The organism is Candidatus Methylomirabilota bacterium (assembly GCA_036005065.1).
In the GTDB taxonomy this organism is placed as follows: domain Bacteria; phylum Methylomirabilota; class Methylomirabilia; order Rokubacteriales; family DASRDR01; genus DASYQW01.
Genome location: DASYQW010000415.1, coordinates 1 through 12,236, shown reverse-complemented (window position 1 = coordinate 12,236; position 12,236 = coordinate 1). Strand labels below are relative to the sequence as shown.

Annotated in this window: 13 protein-coding genes; 8 read left to right on the top strand and 5 right to left on the bottom strand. The window is 69.8% G+C overall.

Features of this window, described 5'->3' with window-relative positions; translation table 11 throughout:
• Nucleotides 1-21 precede the first annotated feature (21 nt).
• From VGW35_27205 to VGW35_27185, 5 genes are all read right to left on the bottom strand, one after another.
• Entirely contained in the window at nucleotides 22-936 is a 915-nt protein-coding gene (locus tag VGW35_27205) for a BamA/TamA family outer membrane protein (protein ID HEV8311364.1), read from the bottom strand.
• A gap of 263 nt (nucleotides 937-1,199) precedes the next feature.
• Entirely contained in the window at nucleotides 1,200-1,964 is a 765-nt protein-coding gene (locus VGW35_27200) for a hypothetical protein (GenBank protein HEV8311363.1), read from the bottom strand.
• A gap of 15 nt (nucleotides 1,965-1,979) precedes the next feature.
• Nucleotides 1,980-2,339, bottom strand: a complete 360-nt coding sequence (locus tag VGW35_27195) for a hypothetical protein (protein ID HEV8311362.1) — start codon at nucleotides 2,337-2,339, stop codon at nucleotides 1,980-1,982.
• A gap of 67 nt (nucleotides 2,340-2,406) precedes the next feature.
• Nucleotides 2,407-3,429 (bottom strand): adenosyl-hopene transferase HpnH, encoded by a 1,023-nt coding sequence (hpnH, locus tag VGW35_27190; protein ID HEV8311361.1) that lies wholly within the window; start codon nucleotides 3,427-3,429, stop codon nucleotides 2,407-2,409.
• A gap of 32 nt (nucleotides 3,430-3,461) precedes the next feature.
• On the bottom strand, nucleotides 3,462-4,262 hold the full coding sequence (locus VGW35_27185; protein ID HEV8311360.1) for a carotenoid biosynthesis protein: 801 nt from the start codon (nucleotides 4,260-4,262) through the stop codon (nucleotides 3,462-3,464).
• 101 nt (nucleotides 4,263-4,363) lie between these two features.
• On the opposite strand from VGW35_27185, the gene shc reads away from it, so the two are divergent.
• The 8 genes from shc to VGW35_27145 all read left to right on the top strand — a co-directional run bounded on the left by shc (nucleotide 4,364) and on the right by VGW35_27145 (nucleotide 12,196).
• On the top strand, nucleotides 4,364-6,331 hold the full coding sequence (shc, locus tag VGW35_27180; protein HEV8311359.1) for a squalene--hopene cyclase: 1,968 nt from the start codon (nucleotides 4,364-4,366) through the stop codon (nucleotides 6,329-6,331).
• Nucleotides 6,332-6,355: 24 nt separating this feature from the next.
• Nucleotides 6,356-7,141 carry an ABC transporter permease gene (locus VGW35_27175; protein ID HEV8311358.1) on the top strand — a complete coding sequence of 262 codons (786 nt, stop codon included), beginning with the start codon at nucleotides 6,356-6,358 and terminating at the stop codon, nucleotides 7,139-7,141.
• 164 nt (nucleotides 7,142-7,305) lie between these two features.
• Nucleotides 7,306-8,109 carry an ATP-binding cassette domain-containing protein gene (locus tag VGW35_27170; protein ID HEV8311357.1) on the top strand — a complete coding sequence of 268 codons (804 nt, stop codon included), beginning with the start codon at nucleotides 7,306-7,308 and terminating at the stop codon, nucleotides 8,107-8,109.
• Nucleotides 8,110-8,268: 159 nt separating this feature from the next.
• Nucleotides 8,269-8,706 (top strand): outer membrane lipid asymmetry maintenance protein MlaD, encoded by a 438-nt coding sequence (gene mlaD / locus VGW35_27165; protein ID HEV8311356.1) that lies wholly within the window; start codon nucleotides 8,269-8,271, stop codon nucleotides 8,704-8,706.
• Between the two features lie 4 nt (nucleotides 8,707-8,710).
• Entirely contained in the window at nucleotides 8,711-10,147 is a 1,437-nt protein-coding gene (locus VGW35_27160; GenBank protein ID HEV8311355.1) for a TolC family protein, read from the top strand.
• Nucleotides 10,144-10,776: an ABC transporter substrate-binding protein gene (locus tag VGW35_27155; protein HEV8311354.1), complete on the top strand. Its 633-nt coding sequence runs from the start codon at nucleotides 10,144-10,146 to the stop codon at nucleotides 10,774-10,776. Before VGW35_27160 ends, VGW35_27155 begins: the two co-directional genes overlap by 4 nt.
• Complete coding sequence (locus VGW35_27150) at nucleotides 10,773-11,546, top strand: phosphocholine cytidylyltransferase family protein (GenBank protein HEV8311353.1); 774 nt, start codon at nucleotides 10,773-10,775, stop codon at nucleotides 11,544-11,546. Before VGW35_27155 ends, VGW35_27150 begins: the two co-directional genes overlap by 4 nt.
• An 11-nt stretch (nucleotides 11,547-11,557) precedes the next feature.
• Complete coding sequence (locus VGW35_27145; protein HEV8311352.1) at nucleotides 11,558-12,196, top strand: transglycosylase SLT domain-containing protein; 639 nt, start codon at nucleotides 11,558-11,560, stop codon at nucleotides 12,194-12,196.
• The last annotated feature ends 40 nt before the right edge of the window (nucleotides 12,197-12,236 follow it).

The window sequence follows — 12,236 nt, the reverse complement described above, 5'->3', positions numbered from 1 at the left end:
GCGACGGGTATCGGCACGGCGCTAGAACGGGTAATCGAGGCCGACAAAGATGGCCGGCCCCTCGCGGCTCACGCCGATCTCGACGCGGCCGACGACGCTGGGGGGCGTGAGCCCCCGGAACGCGATGCCGGGGGTCACGAGGAAGCCCTGCTCGACGAACTGCGTGGCCGAGTTGAAGACTTTCCCGACGTCCACGAAGGGCGCCACCTGGAACTCCGTCGTCACGCCGAAGAGTCGCAGCCGGAAGACCCGGACCCGGGTCTCGACGTTCAGGAGGACCCGCGCGTCCCCGAAGAACCGGTTTGGCGAGTAGCCCCGCAGCGTCGTGGCCCCGCCCAGCGAGGGCCGCACCTGGAAGGGCGTGCTGGAGTCACCGGCCAGCGCCTCCATGAGCCCGTGGATGACGAAGACCGTCCGATCGCTCCACACCGGGCGCAGATACACGGCGTCCACGCCGGACTTGATGTAATCGCTGCCACTGCCCAGGAGCTCCGAGGAGGCCTCGGTGAACAGGCTGACGGCCAGGCCGCGGGTCGGAGTGGTGAGAGAATCGCGATCGTCGTAGGTCAAGGCGGCTCGCTGGGCGTGAACCGTCGCGCCCTCGACTCCGGCCAGGTCCGGGAACCGATCGCCGGTGAACGGGAGGTTCGGCACCCCGCCCCGGCGCACCTCGAACCGCTGGATGGTCTCGCCGAACGACAGGCGGGCGGTGGGGCTGATGTTGACGCCCAGGATCGCGTAGAAGCCGGTGACCTCCAGCGTCATGTTCGTCTCGTTCTCTTTCTTCGACTCGGGGCCCAGTCCGAAGAAGCGGATCGCGGCGTCGCGGTCGTGCAGGAACTGGACGTCGGCGTGGAACCGGTTGGCGAAGAGCCCGAGGTTCCGGTAGTGGAGGTCGAGCTTCCGCTCGATGGTCTGCGAATACCCCGCGACCACGTCGATGCGCTCGAGGGTGCTCGGATACGAAAAGTACCGGAAGGTTCCCGTGAAGCCGCGGATGGCGTTGTAGGTGACCGACGGGGCGAGGATGGTCCGGACCTCGTCGGCCGCGTCCCGGAAGAGGAGGACCGGCAGGACGCCGTAGGTCTCCCCCGCGTTGGGGTCGGTATCGAAGGCCGGCAGGGGGATGAAGGAGACCTCGGCCGTGACCGCCGCCGGCAGCCCCAGCAGGAGACCGAGCAGGAGGCAGGCCGGGCGCCTCAGGGCCGGGATGCGGTGAAGGCGGCGAGGAACGCCGCCAGCCGGTCGAGGGCGACACGCGAGCGACGCCAGAGCCGCCAGGCGGCCCCAGGGCGCGTGACCGCGACGAGGGCCGCCGGGAGGCGCAGCCGCCCGTCCCCCGCCACGGCGCGCGCCAGCGCCGCCGGCAGGGTCTCGGCGGGCCCGTCGGCCACCGCCCGCACCGCCAGAGCGGGCACGCCGGCGCGCCGCGCCCAGTCCAGGATGTGGGCGCTCTCCATGTCGACCGCCAGGGCGCCGTGACGCCGCCAGCAGGCCGCCTTGGCCGCCGGGGTCGCGGCGACCTCGTTGACGGTCACCAGCGGACCGATCCGATAGGGCAGCCCGGCGGCCTCGAGGGCGCGGCGCGCCCGGCCGACGAGCTCGGCCGGCGGCCGGAGCCCGGGCCCGGCAGACCCGGTATCCCGCAGCGTGACCGGGCTGCCGATGACGAGGTCGCCCGGCGCCATCTCGGGCGCGCACCCGCCGCACAGTCCGGCCGCCAGGACGGCCTGCGGACGGAACGCCAGGAGCGCGGCCGAGAGCGCGGGGAGTCGGGCGGACCCGAGGCCCACCGCGCGGAGGATCACCCCGCGCCGGGCTTCCTCGGCCCGGTCGGCCGACAGGCCGAGAGCGCGCGCCAGGCGCCGGGCCTCGACGCTGACGGCGACGAGGACGAGGAGCGGATCGACGCGGGAGGCTCGGTCTACCGCCGCGACGGTCGGGTCAGAGTCGGAGCCGGACACCTTCGACTCGCGCCGTCACGCAGGGAGCTCCCCCGAGGGTGTGGCTCCCCCGGTCTTTTCCTCCTCCCTGCGCTTGCGCCAGGCCGCGTACGAGTTGCCCGCTGCCGTGTCCCGCCCGGTGAACTTGATGGTCCGGATCTCCGAATACGGGATCGTGAACGGCCCCGCCCCGCTGGCGTCGAAGATCTGGATGAACGGCTGCGGCACGTCGGGGTTCCGGTTGAAGAGGTATCCGGAGAGCTCGGTGCCGTCCGTCTTCACCACGGTGGTGTTGCCCCGATAGTCGAAGGCCAGATCGATCACCTGTTCGAGGGACAGGTCCGACCCGACCTCCGGCTCCCAGCCTTGCAGGGACTTCTCGGACCCCTCGATCACGACGGGCCGGGCCGAGACTCGAGCGGATGACGACGAGGCGGAGACGCGAGGGGGATCGCCCCGGCCATCACGGTTTGCCGGTGACGGTGGCGACCACCGTATCCCTGAACCCCTTCCAGGAGGTGAAGGTCTCGTGAACCGCCGTCGCCTCGAAGCCGCAGTGGACCATGCAGTCGCGACACTTCGGGTTGCCGCTCTTCTTGCCGTAGCGCTCCCAGCGCGTGTTCTCGATGAGGTCCTGGAAGCTCTCGGCGTAGCCCTCCTGCAGGAGATAGCACGGACGCTGCCAGCCGAACATGTTGAACGTGGGGTTGCCCCAGGGGGTGCACTCGTAATCCCGCTTACCCATCAGGAACTGCAGGAACAGGGGCGACTGGTTGAACTTCCACCGCCTCTTCGGGTTCGCGAGCATCCGGGAGAAGAGCTCCTGGGTCTTGCGGGTCGGGAGGAAATGATCCTGGTCGGGCGCCTTGGAGTAGCTGTAGCCCGGCGAGAGCGTCATCCCTTCCACACCCAGGTCCATCATCGCGTCGAAGAACTCGCGCATCCGGAGTGGCGAGGCGCCCTCGAACAGCGTGGTATTGGTGGTGACCCGGAAGCCGCGGCGGAGCGCCTCCTGGATCCCCTCCGCCGCCTCGTCGTACACGCCCTCGCGGCAAACGGACTCGTCGTGCTCCTCCCGGAGCCCGTCCATGTGGACGCTGAAGGTCAGGTACTTCGACGGCTTGAAGACGCCGGCCTCGAGCTTCTCCCTGAGGAGGATGGCGTTCGTGCAGAGGTAGACGTACTTCTTGCGCGCGGTGAGCTCCTCGACGAGCCGGCCGATGTCGGGATACATGAGCGGCTCGCCGCCCGGGATCGACACGATGGGCGCGCCGCACTCCTCGACCGCCCGCAGGCAGGCCTCGACCGTCAGATGCTTCCGGAGGATCTGGGCCGGATACTGGATCTTGCCGCAACCGGCGCAGGCCAGGTTGCAGCGGAAGAGCGGCTCGAGCATCAGGACCAGCGGGTAGCGGCGGCGCCCGCCCAGGCGCTGCTTGACGACATACGACGCCACCGCCCACATCTGAGAGACCGGGACGCTCACTGCCCTACCCTATCCATGGCCCTCCCGACCCGTCAGGCCGGCTCCCCGGCGTGCAGGGGACGCGTAGACGATGAAGACGAGGACGCTAGAGAGGATACCACGAGCGCCGCCAGCGGGAGATGGGCCCCCAGCCCCGCCCAGAAGAGCGCGGGCTCGGCGACCGCCGCCGTGACCGCCAGGTTGAAGGCGAGGACGAGATAGTAGAGGGCGGCCCCCAGGTACCATGGGTACCATCGCCCGGCCAGGCGACCGCTCCCGCGGGCCGGGGCCCCGCCGACCCGATGCTCGAGGGTGAGCCAGATCCCCACGATGAGGGTCCCCAGCAGCGCCCAGCCCGCGAAATTCGCCAGGGGCACCCCGAAGTAGCGGCCGGGCTCCGGATAGTAGAAGATTCGCCCCAGGAACCAGCGATCCCCCCGCACGGCCAGCGGGTCAATGACGACATCGAGCCACATCATGAGGAGCCCGGCCACGACCGCCAGCGGGAGCCGCCGCTCGCCGAGCCCGCCGCGGTCGCCGAGGAGAAGGCGCGCGAGGCCGAGGCTCGCGTAGGCGAGGAAGGTGAAGGAGAGGGGATCGAAGAACGGCACGTTGGCGAGATAGAGCTCTCGCCCGCGCGTCATCCCCGTGTAATGGTAGAGCCCGAACGGCACGCCGACCCGGGTCGAGCTGAACTCCGCCGCGAAGGCGAGCCCGCCGGCGAGTCCCGTGAAGAGGAGGGCCCGGCGCCAGCCCCAGTCTCCCATCGCGATCAGGAGGTACACCGCCAGGAAGCCGAAGACGTAGGGCCGGAGAAGGAGGCTTCCCAGGAGGAGACTGGCGAGCTCGAGCATCGTCACAGGCAGAGAGAATACGCTGGCCGGGTCGCGCTGACAACCGAAACGCCCGCCGGGCGGCCGCCCGATGGGGCCGCGTCGGGCCGAGGTCCCGTGTCGTGGGCATTCCACCTTTCTCCCGCCTCGCCGCCGTGTTACACTACGGCCGTCTCACCCACACACGAATGCTCGAAACGACGGTCGACGCCGCGATTCGCCGATCGCAGGACCATCTCCTCAACCTCCAGGACCCGGCCGGGTTCTGGTTGGGTGAGCTCGAAGCCGACACCACCATCACCTCCGAATACCTGCTCCTCCGGCGCCTGCTGGGGACCGCCGACGCCGCGCTGGAAGCCAAGACCGTGCGCTATCTCCGGGCGCGGCAGAGCGCCGACGGCTCCTGGAACCTCTACGAGGCGGGCGCGGGGGACCTGTCGGCCAGCATCAAAGCCTACTTCGCGATGAAGCTCGGCGGGGTATCGCCCGGCGACCCCGCGCTGGCGCGGGCGCGCGAGTGGATCCTGGCCCACGGGGGTCCCGTCCAGGCCAACGTCTTCACCAAGATCACCCTCGCCCTGTTCGGCCAGTACCCCTGGGGCGGGGTCCCGGCGATGCCCGTCGAGATCGTGCTGCTGCCCGGCTGGTCCTATTTCAACCACCACGCCATCTCCTACTGGTCTCGCACGGTCTTGATGCCGCTGCTCATCATCATGGATCGGCGCCCGGTACACCCGCTGCCCTACGAGCTGAGCCTCGAGGAGCTCTGGGCCCACCACCTTCACCTCGAGGATCCGGCCTACGCCCGGCGCGGGTGGTTCTCCTGGAAGAACTTCTTCGTGGGCGTGGACGGCTTCGTCAAGGCGTGGGAGGGATACGGTCCGCGGCCCTGGCGGAGCCGGGCCATTCGCACCGCGCACGACTGGCTGATCCCGCGGCTGTCGGTCCCCGGCGGTCTCGGGGGGATCTATCCCGCCATGGCGAATGCGGTGCTCGCCCTGCGGGTCCTCGGCTACAGCGACGATCATCCCCTCGTGGTCGGCCAGCTGAAGGAGCTCGAGGCGCTCGGCCTCGAGGAGCAGGACCGCTTCCACCTCCAGCCCTGCGTCTCGCCGGTCTGGGACACGGTGCTGGCCCTGAACGCCCTCCGGGCATCGGGCCTTTCCGCCGGGCATCCGGCGCTGGTCCGGGCGACGGACTGGGTGCTCGATCGGCAGATCCTCGAGCCGGGCGACTGGAAGGTGAAGCGCCCCCAGGTCGAGCCCGGGGGATGGCCGTTCCAGTTCGCCAACGAGTTCTACCCCGATCTGGACGACACGGCGATGGTGTTGATGGGACTCGCCCAGGTCGACCATCCCGACCAGCCGCGGCTCCGGCGCGCCATCGAGCGGGGACTCCGGTGGCTCCGCGGCATGCAGAGCCGGAACGGCGGGTGGGGCTCCTTCGACGCCGACCAGACCCGGCTCCGGCTCAACAACATCCCGTTCGCCGACCACGGCGCCCTCCTCGACCCCCCGACCGAGGACCTCACGGCCCGCTGCCTGGAGTGCTTCGGGCGCTTCGGGTACGACCAGGATCACCCGGCGATCCGGGCCGGCCTTCGCTACCTGGCGCGGACCCAGACGCCGGACGGCGCCTGGTACGGCCGCTGGGGCGTCAACTACATCTACGGAACCTGGTCGGTCCTCCGCGGCCTCGAGGCCGTCGGCCTCGGACCCGAGCAGGCGATGGTGCGGCGCGCGGTGGCGTGGCTCGAGGGCCGCCAGAACGCCGACGGCGGCTGGGGAGAGACCTGTGATTCGTATGCCGACCCGCGGCTGGCCGGGTTCGGCCCCTCGACGCCCAGCCAGACGGCCTGGGCGCTCCTCGGCCTCTTCGCCGGCGGACGCACCGAGGGAGCGGCGGTGGAGCGCGGGATCGCCTATCTCCTCCAGGCGCAGGAGGCGGACGGCGGCTGGGAGGATCCCTTCTGGAACGGGACGGGCTTCCCGCGGGTCTTCTACCTGAAGTACCACCTCTATGCCGACTACTTCCCGCTCTGGGCGCTCGGGGTCTGGCGCCAGCGGAGCGGGCAAGCCCGCGGGGTCTGAACGACCCTCGTCGGAGGTCCCGGAGTGACCGGGTCTCTACTCCTCGAACCCGTCCGCGAGCTCGGCCGGCTGACCATCGACGCGCTCGGCGCGCTCGGCCGGTTCGGTGTCTTCCTGGGGCAAGCCCTCTTCTGGCTGATGATTCCACCGTTCAAGTTCCAGCAGTTCCTTCACCGGATCTCGTTCATCGGCGTCCGCTCGATGTCGATCATCCTCCTGACGGGCGGGTTCACCGGCATGGTGCTCGGCCTGCAGGGAGTGCTCATGCTCCGGCGCGTCGGCTCCGAGGCCTTCGTCGGCGCGGCCGTCGCGGTCTCCCTGGTGCGGGAACTCGGGCCCGTCCTCTCGGCCCTCATGGTGACGGGGCGGGCCGGCTCGGCGCTGGCGGCGGAGCTCGGGGTCATGCGCATCACCGAGCAGATCGACGCGCTCACCGTGATGGCGCTGAACCCGTTTCGGTACCTCGTCGTCCCCACGCTCGTCGCCGGGGTCGTCGCCATGCCCATCCTCGTCTGGCTCTTCGACGTCATCGGCATCTTCGGCGGCTACCTCGTCGTGGTCCAGATCTTCGGCCTCTCCGGGGGGACCTATTTCGGTCAGATCCAGTCCTTCCTGTCGACGACGGATATCTGGGTCGGGTTCTGGAAGTCGCTCGCCTTCGGGGTGATCGTGACCTGGGTGGCGTGCTACAAAGGCTTCCACGTCGGCCACGGGGCCGAGGGCGTCGGGCGGGCGACCACGGAGTCGGTGGTCCTGGCCTCGGTCTTGATCTTCGTGCTGGACTATTTCATGGGCTCGGTGCTGCCCTGAAGTCAACCGGAGGGGGCCTCGACGGCCCCCTCCGGAACCTCCCCCAGGTGGGATTGCGCGGGCGAAGCCCGCGCTCGGAGCGGAACACGCGGCAAAGCCGCCGCTCGGAGCGGAACGGAATGGTCAAATGCGAGGGCCGGTGGCCCGCCAACGGGCCCTGAGGAATGATGGCAAGCGTTGAACCTGTAACCCAAGACCGCGGAGCGCCGGGGACCGGCGGAGCGCCGGCCATCCTGATCGAAGGCCTCGAAAAGCGCTTCGGCGCCCAGCCGGTGCTCCGCGGCGTGAACCTCGAGATCGGCCCCGGCGAGCTGATGGTCATCATCGGCCGCTCGGGTGGCGGAAAGTCCGTGCTGCTGCGCCACCTGCTCGGACTGGTGCGGCCGGATGCCGGGCGGATCGTGATCGCGGGGGAAGACGTCACGGCCCTCCGGGGCCGCGCGCTCGACCGCGTGCGGGAAGGATTCGGCGTCGTCTTCCAGGGAGGTGCCCTCTTCGACTCGCTGACCGTCTTCCAGAACGTGCTCTTCCCGATCAAGGAGAAGACCCGGCTGCCGAAAGACGCGATCGTGCCGCGCGCCAAGGAGGCGCTGGCCCAGGTCGGGCTCGCCGACATGGGACACAAGTTCCCCGCCGAGATCTCGGGCGGCATGCGGAAACGGGTCGCCATCGCCCGGGCGCTCGTCACCGAGCCCCGGGTGGTCTTCCTCGACGAGCCGACGACCGGACTCGACCCCGTCCTGGTGAACTCGATCCACCATCTCATCGTCGAGCTCCATCGCAAGTTCAACTTCACGGCGGTCATGGTCAGCCACGAGATCCCGGAGATCTTTCGCATCGCCAACCGCGTGGCCGTCCTCCACGAGGGACGGATCCGCCAGGTGGGGCCTCCGGCCGAGATCGAGGGATCCGAGGATCCGGCGGTTCGCCAGTTCATCCACGGCGAGATCGAGACCCAGGTCACCTAGACGTGTGTCGGAATAGCCCGGCGCCGACCATCGAGCGCGTGGTGTATCGAGGAGTGCTCCGAGCGGCGGCTTCGCCGCCGCCACGGCGGGGGGCATCGGGGGGGTCTTCCGAGACCCCCCCGAAATGACCTAGCGCCCGGTCGCGGGGAGGAGAGAGGGATGCGCCGCCAGGTCGAGATCGGAGTGGGCCTCTTCATGCTCGTCGGCGTCCTGGCGCTGGCCTACCTGTCGGTGCGCCTCGGCCAGGTCGACATCTTCGGCGCCCGCGGGTACGTCGTCTATGCCGACTTTCCGACCGTGGGGGGGCTGAAGTCGGGCGCCTCGGTCGAGATCGCCGGCGTTCCGGTGGGCCGGGTCGAGTCCATCCGGCTCAAGGACTATCAGGCGCGGGTCGCCATGCACATCGACCAGAGCGTCCAGCTCCAGGCCGACGCCATCGTCTCGATCAAGACCAAGGGCCTCATCGGCGAGAAGTTCGTCCAGATCAATCCCGGCGGCTCGGAGAAGACCATCCAGCCCGGGGGCCGTCTGAGCGAGGTGGAGGCCCCGGTGGACATCGAGGAGTTGATCTCGAAGTACGTCTTCGGCAAGATTTAGAGCCATGCGTACCCTTGGGACCCTCCCCCTCCTGGTCCTGACCGTCGCGCTGCTGGTCGTCCGGCCCGCCCCCGCCCAGACACCGGCCGCCGGGGCGGGCGGTGAGCGCCGGGTGACCCTCACGCTCGAGGAGAGTGTGCGGGCCGCTCTGACCCGCGCTCCCGAGGTCCGGCAGGCGGAGGCCGAGGTCGAGGGCATCCGCGGCAAGCAGCTTCAGGCCCGGGGGGCCGGCTTCCCGCAGATGGAACTGACGACGATCCTCGGTCCGTCGCCCCGGGCCCGTGGCGATCAGGTCTCGTCGCCCGACGACCAGTACTCTCCGAGGATCACGGGCGTCTTCGTCCGGGCCGGGATCGAGATCATCCAGCCGGTGTTCACCTGGGGGCTCATCCAGAACGCCCGGCAGGCCGCCGAGCACGGGGTCCGGGCCACTCAGGCCGGTGTCGACCTGAAGGGCACCGAGGTGGCCCTCAAGGTCAAGCAGGCGTACTGGGGGCTGGTCACGGCCACCATGATCAGGCAGTTCCTCCTGGAGATCCGGGATCAGGTCGACGACACCGTCGGACGCACCGAGCGGCTCATCGAGGGCGGCTTCACCTCCGAGGTGGACGTCTACCGCCTTCGCACGAGCAAGGGGGAGATCGACAAGAACCTCAACCTCGTCGACAGGACCATCGATCTGGCCCGCTCGGCGCTGGCCACCTGGACCGGCCAGCCGCGAGGCACCGTCGTCGAGCCGGCCGACAAGGCCCTTCCCACCGAGCTGCGTGACCTCCGCGCCCTCGAGCTCTTCATCGAAGACGCCCGGGCCAAGCGGCCCGAGTTCACCCAGCTCCGGGAGGGCATCAACGCCCGCCGGAATCTCGTGGAGGTGGAGCGCAAGAAGCGCTACCCGCTCTTCTTCGTGGGCATCCTGGGGTCGGCCGCCTACGCGACGAACCGTGACCGCCTCGAGAACCCCTTCGTGGTCGACCCGCTCAACCACGTGGCGGTGGGCCCCGTGGTGGGCTTCCGCTTCAACCTCGACTTCGGCATCCAGGCTGGGAAGATCAAAGAGGCGGAGGCCGAGGTCCACAAGCTCGAGGCGCTCCAGGACTTCGCGGAGGACGGCATCCCGCTGCAGGTCAGGGAAGCCTACGATGCCGTGGTCGAAGCCCAGCGGAACGTCAAGGCGCTCGACCAGGCCCACCGGAACGGCCGGCAGTGGCTGGTGGCGGCGTCCTCGAACTTCGACCTGGGCGTCGGGGAACCGCGGGACCTCTCCGACGCCTTCCTCGCCTACGCCAAGACTCGGGGAGAGTATCTGCAAGCGCTCTTCGCCCACGTCTACGGACTCGAGCAGCTCGCTCACGCCGCCGGCATGGACGTCGAGGAGATCCGCCGGTTGGTGCCCCCCGAAACGCGACCGGGGGTCGGAAAGTCCGCGGGAGGGAAGGGATGAGACAGGGAGTGATGATCGCAGCCATGCTGGCCCTGGCGATGTTCACGGCCCGCGCCGAAGCGGCGGCGCCGACGGACGAGCTCAAGGGCGCGACGGACCGCGTGCTCAAGGTGTTGCAGGATCCCGAGCTCAAGAAGCCCGGCAAGGTCGAGGAGCGCCGCAAGCAGGTCCGGGCCATCGCCAACGAGGTGTTCGACTGGCAGGAGACAGGCCGGCGGGCCCTGGCCCGCCACTGGCAGGGCCGCACGCCGCAGCAGCGTGACGAGTTCTCCCACCTCTTCGCCGATCTCATCGAGCGCTCCTACGTCGGCAAGATCGACCTCTACAGCGGCGAGAAGATCCTGTACGTCGGCGATTCGGTGGACGGGGACCAGGCGACGGTCCGGACCAAGCTGGTCACCAAGTCCAACACCGAGATCCCGATCGACTATCGGATGCACAAGCAAGGCGACCGCTGGCGCGTGTACGACGTGACGATCGAGGGCGTGAGTCTCGTCGGCAACTACCGCACCCAGTTCAACCGGATCATCCAGCACTCGAACTTCGAGGAGCTGATGAAGAAGCTCAAGACCAAGCAGGACGAGCTCGTCTTCGAGGAGTCCGAGCAGGGGAAGAAAAAGACCCCGTGACCGGGCTCGTCCTGGCCGCCGGCGTCGGCAAGCGTCTCGCTCCTCTGACCGACGAGCGTCCCAAGGGGCTCATCGAGCTGGGGGGACGCAGTCTCCTGGCGCGGCTCCTGGACGGGTTCGCGGCCCTCGGGGTGCGCCAGGCCACCCTGGTCGTCGGCTACCGCCAGGAGGCGATCCGAGCGCAGCTCGGCGCCTCCCATCGCGGCATGCCCGTCCGGTACCTCGAGAACCCCGCCTACACCAAGGGCCCGATCCTGTCGCTCTGGACGGGGCGCGCCGAGTTCGAGCGCGACGACGTGCTGCTCGCCGACGGCGACGTCCTCTTCGCGCCGCCGCTGCTCGCGCGCGTGATCGGCGCGCCCGAGGCGAACGCCTTCCTGGCCGAGCCCGAGTTTCCCGACACCGGTGAGGAGATCGTCGTCTACTCCCGGGCCGGACAGGTGGTGGCGCTCCGGCGCGGCGTCATGGGGCCGCCGGAGGCGCTCTTCGACGCGCGCGCGGAGTGGGTGGGCTTCGTGAAGATCGGGCGCGCGGCCGGGCGGGAGCTGGCGGCAACGCTCGAGCGCTTCGTCCGCGAGGACCGGATCGAGGGCGACTACGAAGCCGCCCTGGATGCCCTCCTGCCCCGCCACCGCTTCGTCGCCTGTTCCACCGCCGGACTTCCGTGGATCGAGATCGACTTTCCCCAGGACCTCCAGGCCGCGGAGACGGAGATCCTGCCCCGCATCGACCGACTCGATTCTTCGGGCCGGGCACCGGGTTTGCTGTAGGATACAGGATTGTGACGACGCGTGCGCGCCAACCCCTGATTGCCGCAGTCGTTACGCTGACCGTCTTCGTGCTGATCGCGCCCGCCGGCGCGCAAGTCTTGCGCGTCGAGGACGAGGCCGGCGTGGTCCACTTCACCAACAGCCCCTGCGATCCCCGCTATCTGCGCCTGGCCCCCGGCGCCTGCTCGCCTCCGGTCGTCGCGCCAACAGCGCCGCCGCCGGCGCCGGGCTTCGCCCGCGAGATCGAGAGCGCGGCGACGCGCTACGGCGTCGATCGGCGGCTCGTCGAGGCCGTCGTCCAGGTCGAGTCGGCCGGCAACCACCGGGCGGTGTCGCCGAAGGGCGCTGGCGGGCTCATGCAGCTCATGCCGGGGCGGGCCGCCACCCTGGGCATCGCCGACGTGTTCGATCCGGCGGCGAACCTCGACGGCGGGGTCCGTCACCTCCGGAATCTGCTCGCGCGCTACGACGGCAACCTGAGGCTCGTCCTGGCGGCCTACAACGCCGGGGAGGACGCGGTGCGCGCGCACGGCGGGGTCCCCCCCTACCGGGAGACGCGGGAGTACGTGCGGAAGGTCCTCTCGATCTACCAGCCGGTGGTGCCGGCCGTCTGGAGCGGGGCGCCCGCCAAGCTCAAGTCCCGCCTCTAGGTCATTTCGGGGGGTCTCGGAAGACCCCCCGATGCCCCCC

What these genes read in the sequence shown, in the direction of transcription:
- VGW35_27185 (HEV8311360.1), bottom strand. Translation starts at nt 4,262, where the DNA reads ATGCTCGAGCTCGCCAGTCTCCTCCTGGGAAGCCTCCTTCTCCGGCCC.
- VGW35_27170 (HEV8311357.1), top strand. Translation starts at nt 7,306, where the DNA reads ATGATGGCAAGCGTTGAACCTGTAACCCAAGACCGCGGAGCGCCGGGG.
- mlaD (HEV8311356.1), top strand. Translation starts at nt 8,269, where the DNA reads ATGCGCCGCCAGGTCGAGATCGGAGTGGGCCTCTTCATGCTCGTCGGC.
- VGW35_27160 (HEV8311355.1), top strand. Translation starts at nt 8,711, where the DNA reads ATGCGTACCCTTGGGACCCTCCCCCTCCTGGTCCTGACCGTCGCGCTG.
- VGW35_27155 (HEV8311354.1), top strand. Translation starts at nt 10,144, where the DNA reads ATGAGACAGGGAGTGATGATCGCAGCCATGCTGGCCCTGGCGATGTTC.